General features: G+C 38.6%; 14 protein-coding genes. 6 read left to right on the forward strand and 8 right to left on the reverse strand.

Features of this window, described 5'->3' with window-relative positions; all coding sequences use genetic code 11:
* Positions 1 to 102: 102 nt before the first annotated feature.
* Both IPP61_07810 and IPP61_07815 read left to right on the forward strand, forming a co-directional pair.
* Positions 103 to 870: a triose-phosphate isomerase gene (locus IPP61_07810; protein MBL0325069.1), complete on the forward strand. Its 768-nt coding sequence runs from the start codon at positions 103 to 105 to the stop codon at positions 868 to 870.
* Positions 871 to 1,130: 260 nt separating this feature from the next.
* Entirely contained in the window at positions 1,131 to 2,015 is an 885-nt protein-coding gene (locus tag IPP61_07815; protein ID MBL0325070.1) for a carboxypeptidase-like regulatory domain-containing protein, read from the forward strand.
* Between the two features lie 196 nt (positions 2,016 to 2,211).
* Here the strand turns inward: IPP61_07815 and IPP61_07820 are convergent, their stop codons facing one another.
* The gene (locus IPP61_07820; GenBank protein MBL0325071.1) at positions 2,212 to 3,216 is read right to left on the reverse strand and encodes a DUF2236 domain-containing protein; all 1,005 of its coding nucleotides are present in this window, start codon (positions 3,214 to 3,216) and stop codon (positions 2,212 to 2,214) included.
* A gap of 196 nt (positions 3,217 to 3,412) precedes the next feature.
* Between IPP61_07820 and IPP61_07825 the strand changes: the two genes are divergently transcribed.
* The 3 genes from IPP61_07825 to IPP61_07835 all read left to right on the forward strand — a co-directional run bounded on the left by IPP61_07825 (position 3,413) and on the right by IPP61_07835 (position 4,942).
* Positions 3,413 to 3,682 carry a PqqD family protein gene (locus tag IPP61_07825; GenBank protein MBL0325072.1) on the forward strand — a complete coding sequence of 90 codons (270 nt, stop codon included), beginning with the start codon at positions 3,413 to 3,415 and terminating at the stop codon, positions 3,680 to 3,682.
* A 172-nt stretch (positions 3,683 to 3,854) separates the two neighbouring features.
* Positions 3,855 to 4,067 carry a lasso peptide biosynthesis B2 protein gene (locus tag IPP61_07830; protein MBL0325073.1) on the forward strand — a complete coding sequence of 71 codons (213 nt, stop codon included), beginning with the start codon at positions 3,855 to 3,857 and terminating at the stop codon, positions 4,065 to 4,067.
* Entirely contained in the window at positions 4,052 to 4,942 is an 891-nt protein-coding gene (locus tag IPP61_07835) for a hypothetical protein (GenBank protein ID MBL0325074.1), read from the forward strand. Before IPP61_07830 ends, IPP61_07835 begins: the two co-directional genes overlap by 16 nt.
* A gap of 211 nt (positions 4,943 to 5,153) precedes the next feature.
* On the opposite strand, the gene IPP61_07840 is transcribed toward IPP61_07835, so the two are convergent.
* The 3 genes from IPP61_07840 to IPP61_07850 form a co-directional block, all read right to left on the reverse strand.
* Positions 5,154 to 7,241, reverse strand: a complete 2,088-nt coding sequence (locus IPP61_07840; protein ID MBL0325075.1) for an alpha-glucuronidase — start codon at positions 7,239 to 7,241, stop codon at positions 5,154 to 5,156.
* A 353-nt stretch (positions 7,242 to 7,594) separates the two neighbouring features.
* Positions 7,595 to 11,380, reverse strand: coding sequence for a hypothetical protein (locus IPP61_07845; GenBank protein MBL0325076.1), 3,786 nt, complete (start codon positions 11,378 to 11,380; stop codon positions 7,595 to 7,597).
* A 129-nt stretch (positions 11,381 to 11,509) separates the two neighbouring features.
* A complete protein-coding gene (locus IPP61_07850; GenBank protein ID MBL0325077.1) occupies positions 11,510 to 13,681 on the reverse strand; it encodes a radical SAM protein in 2,172 nt (723 codons plus the stop codon).
* A gap of 238 nt (positions 13,682 to 13,919) precedes the next feature.
* Here IPP61_07850 and IPP61_07855 point away from each other — a divergent pair, with 238 nt between their 5' ends.
* Positions 13,920 to 14,954, forward strand: a complete 1,035-nt coding sequence (locus IPP61_07855; protein ID MBL0325078.1) for a Fic family protein — start codon at positions 13,920 to 13,922, stop codon at positions 14,952 to 14,954.
* Between the two features lie 3 nt (positions 14,955 to 14,957).
* Here IPP61_07855 and IPP61_07860 read toward each other — a convergent pair whose 3' ends face one another.
* The 4 genes from IPP61_07860 to IPP61_07875 are packed head-to-tail and all read right to left on the reverse strand — an operon-like array spanning position 14,958 to position 19,048.
* On the reverse strand, positions 14,958 to 16,259 hold the full coding sequence (locus tag IPP61_07860) for a TolC family protein (GenBank protein ID MBL0325079.1): 1,302 nt from the start codon (positions 16,257 to 16,259) through the stop codon (positions 14,958 to 14,960).
* A gap of 21 nt (positions 16,260 to 16,280) precedes the next feature.
* Positions 16,281 to 17,396, reverse strand: a complete 1,116-nt coding sequence (locus IPP61_07865) for an FtsX-like permease family protein (GenBank protein MBL0325080.1) — start codon at positions 17,394 to 17,396, stop codon at positions 16,281 to 16,283.
* A gap of 1 nt (position 17,397) precedes the next feature.
* Positions 17,398 to 18,366: an HlyD family efflux transporter periplasmic adaptor subunit gene (locus IPP61_07870; GenBank protein MBL0325081.1), complete on the reverse strand. Its 969-nt coding sequence runs from the start codon at positions 18,364 to 18,366 to the stop codon at positions 17,398 to 17,400.
* Positions 18,359 to 19,048, reverse strand: coding sequence for an ABC transporter ATP-binding protein (locus IPP61_07875; protein ID MBL0325082.1), 690 nt, complete (start codon positions 19,046 to 19,048; stop codon positions 18,359 to 18,361). The genes IPP61_07870 and IPP61_07875 overlap by 8 nt, the downstream gene beginning before the upstream one ends.
* Positions 19,049 to 19,144: the final 96 nt, after the last annotated feature.

A 19,144-nucleotide genomic window follows, 5' to 3' on the forward strand; every position in this document is an offset into this window, starting at 1 on the left:
GAGGGGAGAGTAATGAGGGCCGGGTTTACTATTAAAAAGAATAATTAAATAAATTGCTGATTGCCGAAAGCTGATTGCTGAAAGCCAAATAAAATAAATACAATGAGAAAAAAATATGCCGCAGGAAACTGGAAAATGAACAAGACTTTCGAAGAAGGTCAGATTTTGCTTTCCGAAGTTGTAAATATGGTTAAAGACGAATTGACTCACCCCAATGTACAGGTGGTTTTGGGTGTTCCTTTTCCGTATTTAAGTTCGTTTTCAAAATTAATTGATACCCCAAAAGTTGCACTTGCAGCTCAAAACTGTTATCCAAAAGCTTCAGGTGCATATACAGGAGAGGTTTCAGTACCTATGTTGAAATCTGCCGGAGTTACATATATCATCATTGGTCACTCAGAAAGAAGAGAATATTTCCTTGAGTCAGATGCATTCATTGCAGAGAAAGTGGACGCTATTCTGGCAGAAGGTTTAACACCAATATTTTGTTGTGGTGAAACTTTAGCCCAACGCGAAGCCGGAATCCATTTTGATTTTGTAACGGGTCAGTTGACCAATGGTCTTTTCCATCTTTCGGCTGAGGCATTGCAAAAAGTAGTGATTGCATACGAACCCATCTGGGCAATCGGAACGGGTGTAACAGCCTCTTCGGCTCAGGCTCAGGAAATGCACAAAGTATTGCGTGACCATCTGGCCTCAAAATATGGACAAGAGGTTGCCGACGAAATTTCTATTCTTTATGGTGGTAGTGTAGGTGCAGGCAATGCCGTTGAGTTGTTCTCTCAACCCGATGTGGACGGCGGATTAGTTGGAGGAGCCTCTTTGAAATCAAGAGACTTCACCGATATCAGCAAGTCATTTCCTGCATAAGAAATATATAAATGTAGGTCAGCACCGAAGGTCAGAACGGCCAAAAGCCAATCCTGCCAAAGAATGCCGGTCAGCACCGAAGGTCAGAACGGCCAATAGCCAATGCTACGAAGTGTTGGCTTTTTTTCTTAAACGTAGGTCAGCACCGAAGGTCAGACCAGAAATAGAAGTAAAACAAAAAACAACTCACCACAGCAAAAACAATTTCAAATCTCAATTTCCGTTAGCTTTTTATATTTTTCACATAAAACCCACTTCCAATGAGAATCCTAATGCTACTACTTTTTACCCAAATTGGTTTCGGTCAAATCAACGGCATTGTAAAAGACGCAAAAACAGGCCAGCCCATTCCTTATGTCAACATTGGCATCGAAAATAAAACCCTTGGCTTTTCGGCTGATGAGAATGGGGTATTTTTTTATTCAAAAACAGATGAAAATCTTAATCTAATATTTACGGCGGTAGGTTACAAGTCCTTGAAAATCAATTCCGAAAACCTACCAAAAGAAATTTATTTAACTGAAAACATTTTGATTTTACCGGACCTTCAGGTATCTCCTCCTAAACATAAAATGACCCAAACCATTGGAAAGGTCAATAAAAAAGAAATAAATACATTTTTCAGCAATGGCGGAGTCCCATTTATCACTGCACGGTTTATTCCTTTCCAGGATTATATCTCCAAAACCCGATATCTGAAAACCATCAAAATCCTTACGAATAGTGATATCAGAAATGCAGTCTTTAACATCAGACTATTTACCTTTGATCAAAACGGGGAACCAATTGAATATTATAATGAAGGAAACATTTTAGCCAGGTGCAAAAAGGGAAGACATATAACAGAAATGGATGTTAACAATCTGAACATCAAATTTCCTGAAACAGGTCTGTTGATTGGAGCCGAAAACTTTATCATTGAATCCAATAATTATGTTTATGATTATTTTGATAAAGCCAACCAAAAAAAAGTCAAAGCTACTTCTTATGAACCCGCTTTTGGGGGCGACATGGAGACCGTAAATAATGGCTGGAATTATTATTCTGGCACAAAATGGCATAAACAAGTGCCGTGGACAGTGGACTATAAAAACCTCAAAGGCAAATACAACAATCTGGCAGTGGAAATTGTTTTGACGGATTGATGGAATAGATTGATTTTTCTTAAAGATAATAGTAAATCACAATAGCGATAAACGTCAAAACGGGGAGCCATTTTTTAAAAAAAGAAGTTGTTTTATCAGAATTTGTAGAATCCATAATTTCGCTTGTTTTCATGACACAAAAAAACGCAGCCAAAATTAAGCCAAAGTTAAGTCCACATTAAATTTTCCTTAATTTTCAGGCTTTTATGACCTTGCTGTTCCTGACCAGAAGCTTAAAAGGAATGTATTTTATCAGTTTTCTCTGAATTGGCATATCCGGAATGCAGAGCTTTTCAGAATAATCCTCACCCAACATCTCTCTCATTATGGCGGTAGGTATATCTTTCAAAAACGGTATTTTGATCACACTACGGCTACTGTCAATCAGAGCTTTTGCCAGATATTTACCCGTTTCTGACTCTCTGAAATTCCTCTCCACAATCCTGCCGTCCAGCATTTTGGCCTGCTCCATGGTATCAATCAAAAGCTCGTTTTTGACGCCCATAAAATACCCGATTACTTTCCATGTATGCAGATAAGCCTCGGCCTCTTTTTCTGAATATTTGAAGCCCAGCTTTCTAAGACCTTCCAATACAATATATGAAAAAGCCAGATTGGTACCCGCTTTGTCTTCCTGATTGAGCGGTAAGCCCCAGCACATATCCCATTTAGGCGAGTATTTTAGATAACTTCTTATCAATGCATGCATTACCCTCACCTTAAATGCTCTCACAAAGTTTTCCCCACTTTTCCATTTTTCAGGGTTGTGCATTTCTCTCACAAAATCGCCCGTGTCATTGAGTCTCTTGGTGGTATTTTGGTGGATTTTTTCCGAAAAATATAAAACCTGGGCCCCATCAGCACCCATATAGCAATACGGCAAGGAATAGCAACCCAACAGCATTGCAATGGGAGCTACATATTTTTTAAAAAACCTAAAGCCGGCGTCCATTTGTTCCCTGTTGGCAAAATCAGGCAAAAAAGAATAATCCTGAAAAAGTGGCCTTAAATTTTCAGGAATGTTATTTAACTCAAATTCCCTCGTATCACCCGCCCATTCCATCATATCTTTTAGGGCTTTTGGTCCATTTCCGGCCATCAATTTTTCAAAAATATTGTCCAATGCTTCGTCTCCTTCCAGTCTGCAATTCGCAAGAAAGCTGCTTAGATTTTCTTCTAATTCCGGTATTGTTATTTCCATAATATTTTAACCCTAAAAAAACCTTAATTGTTGAAATTTTGAGAGAAAAAATATACCTAAAATACAAAAACGAAATAGTCTGGAGTTTTTTTCTAATTACGCCGAAAGATATTTTTGAATTTAAGGCTTGTTTTTGTAATCTTACATTCAAAGATTTTTACCGAAAACTGGTATATTTGCCATTATTTCTCAAGCAATGCCCGTAAAATATATTTTATCCGACAAACAGATTTCTACCCGTATGAACGATGAGGAGATGATCCTCAACCACGAAAAAGGAGAATATTTTTCACTCAACGAAGTGGGAACATTGATTTGGGCAGCACTTAAAACCGGTGAAAAGACAGTGGAAGAACTGGAAAAATTGGTTTTGGAAAAATATGACGTAAATCCGGAAGAATGTCGGAGCGACATCGAAAGCCTGCTTGAAGAGCTTCTAAATGAAAAGTTGATTGAGACGGTTTAAAAAATTCTTTTCCCTCAAAATATCAGAAAAGGTTTTTGTGCTTAAAAGCCTCTTTTATTTATTGATTTTCAAGAACCTTATTAATATTTTACCTTTCTCTGTTTTCAAAAAAGTTTACGCTGCCTTACTTTTCAAAAACCGGAATTTTCCCGATAAAGAAAAAATAAAACTATTGGAACAGCTTGGTAATTCGGCCGGATTTAACTGCTTGCATCAGGCTTTGGTTTTGAAGTATTATTTTGGTGAAAATCAGGAGGTTAAACTCGAAATTGGCGTAAACAATCAGGGCGGATTTAACGCCCATGCCTGGGTGAGCCAAAACGGGCAGATTATCTTAGGGGAAAGAAAAGAAGAAAACTATCTACCACTATGGCAATGGAACTGACCTACAGAGCTTTCGGATTAAATATTGCTTCCGATTTTGACTTGAAAATTGAAAAAACGCAGTCCGACTTACCTGACTTAATTATCAGAAAGGCCAGGTTTCAATTGCCCCCCACCGAAAAAACAAAAGTTTTCAGAGCCGATAATCAGGCTGAGATTGCGATTACCCCTGAATTTGTGTATCTCAGTTGGCCACAGATGGTTTCGTTTCGTATAACTGAGCAAAGTATTGATTATCAGTCGGAAAGTAAGCTCCCGGAAGGACTTCTGCGGGTTTTTATTCTGAGTGAGGCGATCGGGATAGTTTTGTTTTTGAAAGGATATTTCTTGCTTCATGGCAGTGCAGTAGAGATCAATCGTCATTCCACGGTTTTTTTGGGATTGCCCGGTGCCGGAAAATCAACTACTGTGGCGGCGTATGCTGTTAAAGGATATCCAATTTTTTCTGACGACCTCGTGGCAATCGAGCTTGAGAATTCCTTACCGAAAGTTATCAGGGCTTTTTCAGAAATAAAAATATGGAAAGACACGGCTCAACTATTAGGATTAGATACCCAAAGCCTTCAACCGGCATGGGAAGGAAAAGAGAAGTATATTTTGAAACCTGCTGAAAATCAAAACATTAATGAAAAGTCAGTAGTTGATAAAATTGTAATTCTGAGAAAGCCTTTTTCCAGAATCAAAGGTGAGATAGAAGGTTTTGAAAAAATCACAACCCTTATTTCGTATTTTCCGCTCCCTCATCAGTTGCTTTCTGGTGCTCGTCATCAGCAATATTTCCAATTGGCCGCTACACTTTCGCAGACCCTACCACTCTTCTATAAGCCTCGCCCTAAGACCATCAAGGCTCTTTTGCGAAGTATCAAAAACAGGTAAATCCTTTTTTATTTTATGCAAATCATAAAGTAGATTTTATGTAAATCTTAAAGTAGAATTTATGTAAATCGTAAAGTAGAGTTTATGCAAATCATAAAGTAGGACTTATGCAAATCATAAAATAGAGATTATATAAATTGTAAAGTTGAGTTTACAAAAATACCATAATAGATTCAATATGAACCCATTATGATATAATTTATTAATAATCTTACTTCACATGATACACATCCACAATTTGCTTTAACTCCTCAAAAGTTCTGGTTGGTTTTTGATAAGGTGAAGAAACGGGCATTTTGCTAAATTTCTGGAAATATAGCACTGAAGCATCCCGCCACCAATAAGCTTCTTTGAGCTGAGTTTTTAATCTTGATTCGACATTTTCAAAAGTTTCCTCATCGATTTTTCCTCTCAGACCCTGCCATTCTGAGTTCATTTTTTCAACAGATTTTACACCTTCATAGTAGCGGTTCACCATTTCGTCCCAAACTGAGCGGCCAGTTGATAGTTTTTTGCCCCAAGGTGCATGATGAAACCACAGTAAAAACTCAGGTTGGATTTTATCTATATCGCTATACTTAGCTCTCAACTCAGGATGATATTGTGCTAAAGAATTGCTCCCTTTTTCGGTACGGTCAAATCCTATGCCCACTGAGTCAGCTCTGTGATAATACAATGCAGTCCAGTCTGGCCGAGGAGCTTTTTCTACCCAAGGCTCCGGTCCAAAATGGTGGCTTTCGCCCATCACATGATGCACTCCGAGTGGGTTGGTGTAGTTGGTATAAATTTCTCTCGACTCCATCATCAATTTCTTTATGGCAGAGGTAGATTTTGCATCAGATCTGAAAGTCATTTTCACCCATTCATCAGCAATTTTTTCCGAAGTGATTTCAGGGTTCCAGGCCATTCTGCCCATTGTGTACCAGTTGGCCTGAGCCATAGGGTGGCCGGTCCAGTTGCGGTCAGAGCCGGTATTGGCTACACCCACCATGGAGGTTATGGGGTATTTAAATACTTCACCATCAATTACTTTTGCAACAGTGGAGCCTTTTCCTTTGACAAATGTGTCGGTTTTCAGTACTTCTTCAAACATGGGTGCCTCATACACCCAGTGGGTTGCCCAGCCCAAATATTCTTGTGTCAATTGAAATTCTATGCTCACTGGTGTTTTTTCCATAGCACCAAAAAGCGGAGAAATGGGCTCTCTCACCTGAAAATCTATAGGGCCATTTTTGACCTGGATGATGACATTGGGCAAAAACTCACCATCAAACTTCTTAAATTCATTGTAAGCAGCCGCAAATCTGTCGCCTTTTGGGTCAAAATTATACACAAATGCCCGCCAAATGACCAGTCCACCATGGGGTGCCAGAGCTTCTGCCAGCATATTAGCTCCATCTTTATGAGTGCGGCCAAAATCCATCGGTCCGGGTTCGCCTTCAGAATTGGCTTTTACCAAAAATCCACCAAAATCAGGGATGACCTTATAGATTTCATCGGCTTTTTCTTTCCACCATTTTTGCACTTCCTGATCAAGAGGATCAGCCGTTTTGAGTTTACCAAGGATTTTAGGCGAAGCAAAATTCACTGACAAATACACTTTTATGCCATAAGGTCTGTACACATCTGCCAGGGCTTTTACTTTGCCCAGATATTCGCCTGTAATGAATCTGGCAGAGGCATTAACGTTATTCAGCACCGTGCCATTGATGCCTATTGAAGCATTTGCTCTTGCATAATCGATATATCGAGGATCTATTCTTTCGGGCAATTCATACCATTTCCACATCGACATACCTGCATAGCCCCGCTCAATGGTGCCATTGTTGTTGTCCCAGTGGTTGAGCATTCTGAGCTGGATTTTGGGGGAAGAAACAACATTTATATTTTCCAGCGATTCGCCCAATTGCATTTTCCTGATTAATTCAAAAACTCCGTATAAAACTCCTTTTGAAGTGTTTCCTCTTACAATTATTTGATTTTTAATGTTTTTTATCTCAAAAGCTTCCGGGTTTATATCAGTTAATTTCGATATTTCCAGTTTCAGGGTTGAAGCTGATGTTTTTGTTTCCAAAATTTCTTTGCCAAGCATTCCACGGGTGGCGTATTTTAGTTCAGCCAAAGCTACGGCTATCGTTTCATCTGTTTTTTGAACAAAAACACTATTCAGTTTTTTGCTGTATCCGGCTTTCAATGCAGGATTTTTGATGGCGTCATATTTCAGCCAAAGTCTGTAACCGTCATCGGCATGTGTACCAAAGAATACAAAGCTCAGTAAGAGCGAAAGTAAAAATCTCATTTTTCTTAAGTGATTGAATGGGGCAAATATCGGAAGAAAACTGGCAGGAAATATGATATTTTCAGGCAATATATGATTTAAAGATTGCCAAATTGCTTCAGTAAAATTTTGATTATGGTGAAAGTAAGTTTCTTTAATAAATATTTAGTATCGTGTTTTTTGTAAAATATTGATTGATAAATATTTAAGAATTAGTGAAATGTGTCCACCGGCTAATTTTTCTGATAAAAAGGCTTTATAAATAATAAAGAATGAATATAAAATTAATCTTTGGTAAATTTTTTGCTTAACTGATAACCATTTTTTACTATAAAACCGACTTTTTACACCATTCACTTTTTTTCGTAATCTTATCAATTATTACACCCAACAATTTCTGCTTTAAAAACTCCAGAATTATTTGGCTTTGCTTCAAAATCAGGAAGGAGAATCACTGAATTCCAACCTTTGAAATTTACCCTGGCAGCATTGGAGTTTTTATTGGTTGCTGAAATGCTTCCAGTCTGACTAATGGTATGAGTGTCAGCTGTGAAATTAGTAATAACATGTTGGGTAGTGGGTTGTATCGAAAAAACAGCTGACTCAAAGCTTACTGCCACCGGATTGGTTGAAACCACTCGGAGTCTATAGTTATGACCGGTAGGAATAGTTCTTGGGATCTGGATATTTACCGGTATATTTACCGAAATGCCTGATAATAAAACGGTAGAGTCCGAAAAACTTCCCGTTGCATTGGAGAGTTCGACCCGGAATGTATTACCAATATTATATGAACCAGTTATTTCCATGGCGACCTTGATGCTTTCACATTGGCCTACGGTGTCTTTGTCAAGATTGGCAAATATGTATGGCTCATTGGTTTCAACTTTGACTAAATAATCTTCTGTTTCACCATATTGGTAGGTAGCACAGGGTGACATAGGGTAGGTATATTCAGTACCACTATTCAAGCGTATTCTCATACGTTTAATGCCGGGTGAAACAGTTGAATTGGCGTAAAAAGAATTTGAGTTAATATTCATATCCACACGATTGCTATTCATAAGTTCACCCGGGTCTTCAAAATCTCCATTTTCATTAAAATCAATCCATATTGCCAAACCACGTGACGGAAAAGTTCCCTCGAAATCGTGAATTCGGGGAATTAACACTTTATTATTTATACCCGCTGTTAACACTTCGATATTTTGTGAATTGAAAGAGTAAGCATTGGGTTCGCAACCGGAATTAAAGTTTGATAAAGCTGAGGATTGATAATTTTCATAGTTATAAACTCTAAGCTCTGATATATAATTATCACCAGTACAGCCATTTATGCTTTGAGGAATACAATAAGGAAAAGGAGTTCCTTTAGTTGAAAAAGTTATTTTACTCAAAGCTGAAAAACATTCTTCAGTAGGAAGTTTGACAGCTACATAGGCATCGTAGTTAGTGCCAGACATAAGGCCGGTAATGATAATGGGATTAGATGCGTTGGCCAAAGCAATGACACTATCTGCCACCAAAAATGAAGTCCCTGTCGAATCAATTCCACTTATTAATTGATCAATCGTTGGCTTTGGTTTTCCCGATTGAGTGACCTCATACCACACTTCAGCATTTTGATTGACAGGGGCGTTAATTACAAAGCCATTTTGAGTGGCATTGATAGCTTTGGGATATCCAGCCAAAAATAATCCGCTTCCTTTTTTGACTTCGAAAAGGCCCGTGTCCGCGTGTTTAACAGCGACTGAAGTATTGGTAGAAATTACCCTCAATTTGTAATTAGTTCCGGTAACAAGATGGTCAGGAATTATCCCATAAATAGGCGAATTGGTAGATGTACCTATTTTTGTTGCGTTTGTAAAATTTCCTGATGCATCGGATATCCATAGCTCGTAAGTATTGGTTTCAGAAAATGCCCCGTTTTTGTAAAAACTTACCTTTACGCTATCATCGTTTACACATGCCTCTTTAGTATAGTTTGCTATAATGATACTGTCGGGAACTGAATTTTGGAAGTAATTCGTAGAAAAAATACCTCTATAAACATTCGAAATAATTAATTGACCATCAGTTTCTCGATACCAGATTTTATTTAACATAAAGGGAATATGAGAAGACAAATCTCCGGTAATGTCTTCCCAGACTACATTGTTACTTAGAAAATTATTGGATACGTAAATCTTATCAATTGAATTTGCAAAAACTTGATTAGGGTTTGAGGGATTGATTGCATAGTCATTTATTGCCTCTGTAATAGAATTGGTTTTATCTGTCCATGTAATTCCTTCATCGGTACTAATTGCAATTTTCCCATAAATTAAAGCATATAGGTTATTGGAATTATCATGGGGTGTTTGAAATTTAGTTATCCAGGGATTTGACTCTAATTGCAAAGAATAACTTGTGGAGTTGTCATGATGTATTTTAATTTTGAATAATTCACGAAGATTAGTATTTGTGTTATGATTTACTACATAAAAAACGCTATCATTTAAAATTTTAACATCTGAGATATTTAATAAAGATTTATTTACAAGTAAATTATCCATGACTTCTTTTCCATCGCCAATATTTTTTACTCTAAAAAAGATGGTCTGATTATTTATTTCACTCGAAAATTTAAAACCTAAAGCAGTATTATTGACTTCATTGTAATCAATTTGATGTGAAGAGAATACCCCGGGGTTAATATTTTTTGAAATTAAATTTCCTTCGTTATCAAAATATGTTAGTGAAGGGGTAAACGAAAAAGAGACTTCAGGTTCGTTATTATCAAAAGACTTCGGCAAATAATTATAAAAACTACCCTTTTTTTCTAAAATATTTTTCCCTTTCAGCAAATTTAAACCATAAAATATGGAGTCATTATAATTATTCCTAAACCCTAATTCCCAAATCGAGCTTGTATTTAAGTCTTTAATCCTTGGTTCACTAATGATGTTTCCTGAATTGAAGGCATTTGTTATTTGGACTATTTTGTTTTCTGTTGCGGTAATTAGGTAATTGGAGTTTGGTTTTTTTGCAATTGATTTATTGTTAATAAAATCTTCATTTGCAAACTTCCAGGTGCTTCCACCATTTGAAGTACTCACAAACTCTTCCCCTAAAATAGCTACCTGGTTTATATCTGAAGGGTTAACATAAATTAATGCATTATAAACGGCCCTCATCTGAACGGAATTAAGAGTAGGAATGGATAAATTGGTCCAGCTCGCTCCACCGTTTACACTTTTTCTAATCCAGTTAATGTTATTGGTAAACCCACCAAATTGTTTCAAATTGATTGCATATATTATTTTATTGTTGTTGGCGTCTTTACCAATACCTATATTGGTTTGAGAAGAGGTTGCTGATAAAGCCGCCGTCATGATGTTGGTCCAAGTACCACCCGAAGGAGTAGATGATCGATAAATTTTTCCATTATCAAGAGAAATATAAATTAAATTTTCATGATCAAATGCAATATCACTGATGTCAGGGGTTACGGTTTCTTGCCACAAAGTAGTCTGAATATTCAAATAAAATTCAAATTGCATGGTGATTCGATTGAGTTTGTAAATATATGCTCCAGAGCCGCCACATCCATTAAAGCACGACGAGTACAAATCTCCGTTATTATTATAAATTAGGTTGAAACCCCAACTAACAGTTCCTTGTGTCCAAGAATTTCCTCCATCTAAAGAAATATAGAAAAAACTATCTCGGCTAATGATAGCTAATTCTAAGGAATTGGATGGATTTTGAGCTATTGAATAAACTAGAGTTTCAATACTAGTCAGATGCCAAGACGAATCCGCAGTAATATCATTGTTGTACCAAAGTCCTCCTTGTGTTGCTGCCCATGCCTTCTTACCTGTTGGGTCGTTCGCATCTATTATAACTTGATTTATGCCATTTGGAAGTCCCGTTGGGCCACGTTCTTCCCAATGTACGGGTAAGCTGCTTAAAGTGCTTTTTTCTGAAGACGTATTTTTTTTATCCCGCTTATACTTCAGTTGCATTGCTTGCAACCTTTCCAACTCGGCCTTAATGGCTTGCTGGCGGGCGTATTCTTGTTTTAGATAATTGGTATCAGGAAAACTGCTTTGCTGAGCTACCGAGTGGAGTCTTCCAAAAATAAGAGATACTATCAAAAGCCAATGGAACGGTTTCATGAAGTATTTGGGATATAAAAGTGGTTTTTGTTTACAAATCTACACAATAGATAAATTATATAAATTAGTTTTTTGAATTTTTTAGCACTAAGCCAGGTTATATATTTTCAAAATTCAAAAGTTTTGTCACTACAAAACCAAAAGCCCCTGCTCACGCATTTCGTTGATGGGTTTGGAGTACCAAAAAAGCTCAAAATGCTCAAATTTGTCTTCGAATGAAGTCTTTAATTCATTGAAAGTGATGGTTTTAGCGTTTCGCACATCCGTCAATTTTAAGTTTTCTATAAACCACTCACCTTTTGCTTTTTCGATGTTTATACTGAATGTCTCCATTTTTTCGTGGAAAGTCAGTTGCACAGCTGGTCCTTTTTTAGTTTTCGTTTCTTCTACAATCGGTTGGTTTCCAATCCATACAATCTTGGCATTGGGCTTTATGAGGCTATGGTCTTGCTCTTCAAGACATTCGGTTATAAAATCAGGTCGAATTTTGGTTTTAGGTATCTTAAAATCAAACCAATCTTGTAAAGGATACTCAAAACAAAGCCCATGCATATAATTGTAAAGGGATTTCTTGAGTCCAAAGCTAAATTTATCGTGGTCGATACCCGTAGAATCTTTGAACTGGATGTCGTTATCGGCAAACGTAATGTCTTTGTAATCAGGCATTATGCCAAATTTCTCCGGATTAAGTCCTACTGGACTGTGAGCAGTAAGAGCAAATTGATGCCAAAAACCTGAGTGCAAAATGCCTAACTCGAACATCTGTCTCACCATTTCGAGGCTGTCAATGGTTTCTTGTACCGTTTGGGTAGGGTAGCCATACATCAAATAAGCATGTACCATGATGCCTGACTCCACAAAGTTGCGGTTTACCTGAGCCACCTGGGCTACTGTTACCCCCTTGTCTATCAAAGCCAAAAGTCGGTCAGAGGCCACTTCTAGTCCTCCTGAAACCGCTATGCAACCCGAAGATTTGAGTAAAACACAAAGGTCAGCGGTAAAGCTTTTTTCAAACCGTATGTTGGTCCACCAGGATACAACCAATCCACGCCTCAGAATCTCCAGAGCTACTTCACGCATGAGTGCGGGCGGGGCGGCCTCATCTACAAAATGGAAACCATTTTCGCTAGTTTGGGCTATCATTTGCTCCATTCTGTCCACCAGAGTTTTGGCTGCAATGGGTTCGTAAAGTTTGATATAATCGAGCGAAATGTCACAAAAAGTACATTTGCCCCAATAGCAGCCATGTGCCATGGTGAGCTTGTTCCAGCGGCCATCTGACCAAAGGCTGTGCATTGGATTTGCCAGCTCAATCACCGAAATGTATTTATCCAGAGCCAAATCAGAATAGTCTGGCGTGCCCACTTCGCTGTGCTTGTAGTCTTTTTGGGTGGAATTGTTAATAAACTTCACTTCTCCATTTTGCAGGCAAAAAGTTCGCTTAAACTCCGAACTTTCATTTTTCCCCAAAACATGATTCGCCAGCAATTCTATCGGCAGTTCGCCATCGTCTAAGGTTATGAAATCAAAATACTCAAAAACCCTGGCATCTTTTACACTTCTTAGCTCAGTATTGGCAAAACCTCCTCCCATAGCGATTTTTATTTCTTGAAAGTGCTCTTTTATATAGCCTGCACAGCGAAATGCACTGTACAAATTGCCCGGAAATGGCACCGAAAAACAGACCAATTTCGGCTGAATTTCCTCCAGTTTTTGTTTTAAAATCCTTAGTGTGATTTCATCAATAAATGTGGGTGTTTCTTGGAGATTGCCGTACAGTTCATCAAACGAATTGGCACTTTTTCCCAGCCGCTCGGCGTAGCGACTAAAGCCAAAGTTTCCGTCGAGGCATTCCACTATAAAATCAGACAAATCTTCGAGATACAAAGTGGCCAAATGCTTGGCTTTGTCTTGCATGCCCATGTTGCCAAAGGCCCATTCCAAATCATTTTCTTGTGAAAACCTGGACGCTTGCGGCAGAAAATTTCCACTGCAAATCTGCCGGGCTAAAGTTGGCTTATGGCCTTGTAGAAAGGCAATTACCTCCTCGATGGTCTGAATATAATCATTCTTTAAGCCGAAAATCCTTTGTGAATTATCTGAAACTCCATCCAAACGGACCTTCTCAAAAATAGAAACCAAACCAACCTTAGAAAACAGCTCCAAAATAACCTCAATGCCCAGGTCCATCTGAAATGCCGCAATACCCTTGGTATTCAAAAAACCCATCAAATAGGCCGTAGCCGGATAAGGCGTATTGAGCTGGGTAAATGGCGGAGTAATAAGCAGAAGGTCTTTCAAATGGTCTTTTTTTGTGTAAAATTAGGGATTTGTTTTGGGAAAGGGATGAGTTTTCCAAAGTCTTATATTTCCTCAATGTTTTCATTACAATGCTTTTTTGTAATTTATCAATTCATTTGGTTATAGAAAAAAATTGGAGAACATTGTCAAACGCAAACTCAATCCTATCAAATACTGCCAATAATCCTATCACAATGAAAGGATTTTTATATATTTGTGATAGGATATCAGAATAAATATGGAACAAAGGCTAGAAAAAATATTTCTGCAAATATTACTCAATGAACCTATTGGCATCGCCGATTTATCTGGTTTAATTAAGGAAGACATTTCTATACCTACTTTAAACAGAGCTCTGGCCAAACTTGTAAATCAAAAATTGATTGAGGTAAGCGGCAAAGGTCCAAATACCCGGTATACCGCTCTTAAGGATGATGCAATAAAGTTTCCAATTAATGTTGATTCTTATTTTTCAGTTGATATTGAATCCAGGCCGAGTAAAACTTATTTTGATAGCAATGTTTTTGATATCTTACAAAATATTTCACTTTTAAACACAGAAGAAACGGCCAAATTAGAAACATTAGGCGAAAAATTTAACCTCAATAAACCTGAGAAAAATAGCATTATTTATAAAAAGGAGTTTGAAAGGTTAATGATTGAACTCTCATGGAAGTCATCACAAATAGAAGGCAATACGTATGACCTTATAGATACGGAGCAACTTTTGAAATATGGCGAAAAAAGCAAAAAATATACCCAAGAAGAGGCCACCATGCTTCTGAATCATAAAGGAGCAATTTATTATACGTTTGATTATGCAGAAGACTATAAGTTTTTGACAGTTTCAAAAATAATTGACATTCATGCCTTGCTTACTCAAAATATGGGAATATCCAGAAATCCAAGGAAAAGATTGGTTAGAGTTACCGGCACGAAATACAAACCTCTGGAAAATGAATTTCAAATTTTGGAGGCTTTAGAAAAGATGTGTGACCTGATAAATAAAAAAGAAAATGTTTATGAGAAAGCTTTAATTGCAGTTTTATTAATTAGCTATATTCAACCCTTTGAAGATGGAAATAAACGTACTGCCCGCCTGACAGCAAATGCAATATTAATGAGTGAAAGTCTTTGTCCTTTATCTTATAGAAGTATTGATTCCGGTGAATATAAAAAGGCGATTCTACTATTTTACGAGTTGAATAATATCTCGGCTTTTAAACAAATCTTCATCGACCAATACGAGTTTGCGGTGAAAACATATTTCTGATTCCTAAAAATTCCCAGTAGCCTTCTTATACTTCAGTTCCGCCAGAAGGAAGGAATAAATGGCGTTTAAATAGTTGTTTTCGGCTTGCTTGAGGCTGTATTCTGAGTTTTTGAGGTCGGAGAGGGCCAATACGCCGCTTTCGAAACGGAACTTGTCAACGCCATAAATGCTTTGGGCAAGTTGGATGTTCTTTTGGGTTTGTTCCAGATCCAGTTTGGCTTGTACCATTTGTTTGGTGCTGGTTCGGGCTTCTTGTTCAAAATCGGACCTTAGTTTTTGCAGGTTATTTCGGTTTATTTCTTGCTGAATCTTGAAATCTGTAGCGTTCAATGAGCTTTGTTTTCCGTTGAAAATTGGCACGTTGAGTTTAACACCCACATAGTTAAATGGGTACCAAGTGTTTGCCGAAAATGGGTTAAATTGTTTGTTAAGCTGCAAAACTGAGTAGTTGCCATAGGCCGAAAGTGTAGGCTTGTTTTTGGCCATTTGTTTGTCAATATTGAGGCTGTTAAGCTTCAGAGCTGTTTCTTCGGCTTTTATTTCGGGCCTGTTTTCGTATTGCTGCAGGTAATTGGCGGTAGTTTTGGACAATATCAGATTCAGGTCTTCATCTACTTCTATCTCGTTATTTTCAGGCAAAGCCATTTGGTATTTTAAGTTAATGAGGCTCAGCTCATATTCCAACTTTGCTTTATCAATGGACACTTTGGCATTTTGCTCATCTAAAACAAACCGATTATAATCATTTTCGAGGAGAGTACCCATTTTAAACTTCGTGGCGGCATTTTCCAATGCAGTTTTCGCTCTTTCATAAGCTTCCTGAAAGGTCTTAATTTGTTCTTTATTGAGCAAAACTCCGTAATATGCCTCCGTGATGCTCTGTTTGATTTGGGTTACTTTTTGCTCCAGATCTATCTCTCGCTGTGTCACAGTGTTGTCATTGATAGCCTTATCGATTTTCTTATTGGCATCAAATATTTTTTGATCTGCCTGTATGCCCAGTGCGTTGTTGAAGGGTAAACCAAATTTCACAGTGCTATTTCCTCCAGGATTTTGCCCGGTGATATCAAAAGGCAAGATGGTAGTTTGCAGTTGGGTATTCCATCGCATATCTACACTACCGCTAACCTGAGGTAGCCATTGAGCAGCAATTTTAGCGTTTTGCTTGTTGGCGATTTCGGTCAAGAGCCTCTGATTTTTGATTTCAATGCGGTTTTTTAAACCTTCCGAAATGGCCGTTTCTAAGTTATATTTTTGAGAAAAACCCAAAAATGGAATTAAAAGCAATATTATTATTCTGAACATAATAGTCTAATTTTAAAATTTTTACCTAAACACCGCTGCTGGCTCCAATGAGTTAATTTTTCTGATGGCAAATAGGCTGCCTCCAACCGAAATTAAAACTATGATTGCAAACAAGGCCACCTCCACTATCATTGGAAAGCTAAATAGAGTTCCCGATTTTGCTATGCCTATTTTGAATCCCTGTACCATAAGGCGACCAATAATAAAACCGACAATTGCCACCAGAATGGCCTGAAGGATAATCAGCCTTGTAATATAGCCATTAGTAGCACCGATGGCTTTCAGGGTGCCATAGTCTTTGATCCTATCTACTGCGGCAGAATAGAGCGTAAGCCCGATTATTACAAATCCCGAAAGAATGGCAAAGCTGATAAGGCTACCAAATGACATAGCTATGCCGTTGGTTTTAAGAACCTCAAAGAGCGTAGAAGTGGCCAGAGCGTCGGCATCCCAGGCTTTTACGCCCGGAATGGTGGCGTTTATCCTGCTGATGATATTGATTTTATCTTTTTCAGATTTCCATTTTACCAAAAACACATTGGCTTTGTTTACCGAATAGTTGGTCAGAAACCTGGCTCTTTCTATGGTCGTAAAACCATAAATTCCCCCAAAACCCCTTACGCCTTTTGTGAGACCTGCATTATATACTTTTTTACCGTTTATTTCAAAATATTCCCCCACCTGAAGCCCGCCGAGTGTTTTTGAATCAAAATATTCAGTTATCACAGAGCCGTCTTTGAGTAAGTCCATTTTTTTGGCCGTATAAAGATTCCAGATTCCCGCAAACTCAGGTGCCTGTACCCCTACGATGGTGAGACCGCTGGTTTTTCCGTTTGCAAACTTAGCTGCCCCCGCCGATATAACGAGTGGATAGGCATCTTTTACGCCTTCTATGCTCTTTAGCTCCTGGTTGATACGCATATCGAGAGCCGACAGCTGAGCGGCATTCTGGGTTTTGTTGTCGATGACCCATATATACTGGTCATTGTTGGCCACTATCGCCTTCATGGCGTTGCTCATAAAGATAAACACGCCCACATTCTGCCCCACAAGAAAGGTGGAGATGATGACACCAAACAAGGCCCCGAAGGTCTTGGCTTTGTCAAACAACAAAAATCTGATGGCTGTTCTGAACATTTTATTTGTCTTTAGTGTCGATCCAACATTCCATCCGGGCACCCAAAATCACCTTTGAGGCATCATCGAGCTGCACCCGCACTTCTCTTACCCGGCGGTCCTCGAGGCTGGTGCCGTTTTCCGAAAACAGCGATTTTTTCCTCAGATAGGGGGAAGTGAGTACCACTGTGCCGGTGGAAACCACCTCATCACTGCCTTGATTTTTGATTTCTGCTTTCTGACCTACTTTTATTTTACCTGCAAAAAGCTCATCGATTTCGGTAAGGGCTATGGTTGGGCCGGTAGGGGCGAATTCGCCAATACTCTGACTCGAAGACAAATACTCGCCCTCATGCACATTGAGCGACAAAAGCACGCCCGATTGAGGAGCCTTTACAGTTTTTCTTACTAATAAAGTCTGGTAATAATTTATGTCAGCATTTATTTCCGAAATCCTGGCTTTTTGCTGTTCAATGGCCACTTTTTGGGTGGTTATTTGTTTTTCGAGATTCTCAATTACATATTTGGAGTTGTCCAAAACATCCTTTGTGATAGCTTTTCCATCAAATAAGCCCTGATCGCGGCTCAGGTCGTTGCGGGCTTTGTCGAGTTGAGTTCTCAGCTGTGAAAGGCTGGCTTCGGCTACCGCAATGGCTTGTTTTTGTGTACCTATTTTGCTTTGTGCCTGGGCTATCTGGGCCTGCTCCACATCATTGTCGAGGCTCAGGATGGTTTGGCCTTTTGCAATATTGGCTCCGGCTTGTACAAAAATTTGCCCGATCACCCCATTGGTTTCCGATGCCAGATTCGACATTCTTCCGGCGGGCTCTATCACGGCTATGCCCATCACTTTGTCTATAACTGCAGGTTTTGCTTTTGCAAGCGAATCGGTTGCTGCTGCTTGTTCTTTCTTGTCGAAGCCACATGAACTGATAAAAATCGGGAGAGATAATCCCAAAAATATCCAGATAGAGAGTTGTTTATTATTCATGATTCAAAATATCTTTTATCTCAGTTACTATTCCATTTTCTACTTCCAATACCCTGTCGGCATATTTTCTCAGTCGGGGGTCATGGGTTACTACCGCCACGGCTTTTCCTTGCCTTGCCAGCATCTGGAGCTCCTCCATCACCACATCGAGTGAGCCTTTGTCAAGCGAAGCCGTGGGCTCATCGCACAAAATAATTTTCGGATTACTCACCAGGGCCCTTGCTATGGCCACTCTTTGTTGTTGCCCTCCTGATAGCTGCTTGGGCAGACTTTTCTCCCTGTCGGTCATGTCCACCATTTTCAGGGCATCTTCTGCTCTTCTTTTTGATTCGGTCTGACTCACACCCTGGAGTTGAAGAGGCATTTTTACGTTTTCCAGGGCATTGAGCGGGCTTAGCAGATTAAAATTCTGGAATACAAACCCGATGTTGTTAAGTCTGAGATTTGCCAGTTTTTTTTCGCTCATCTCATTTACATGGTTGCCATCCACGTACAGGTCGCCTTTGCTGGGGTAAATCACACAACCGAGTAATGACAGCAGCGTAGTTTTTCCCGACCCGGAGGGGCCAATAATCAGTACCAACTCACCTTCATTAATTTTCAAAGTAGTGGGTTGCAGAGCCACTATTATCTGGTCGCCGGTTTTGTATTCTTTGCTTACGCCTTTAAGTTCTGCTATCATATTATTATGAATTCATAATAAAAAATATTATATTTCAGATATATGAATCAAAAATAATTAAAAAATCAGTATATTTACTATGAAAACAAATTTTTA

The organism is Cytophagaceae bacterium (assembly GCA_016722655.1).
In the GTDB taxonomy this organism is placed as follows: domain Bacteria; phylum Bacteroidota; class Bacteroidia; order Cytophagales; family Spirosomataceae; genus Leadbetterella.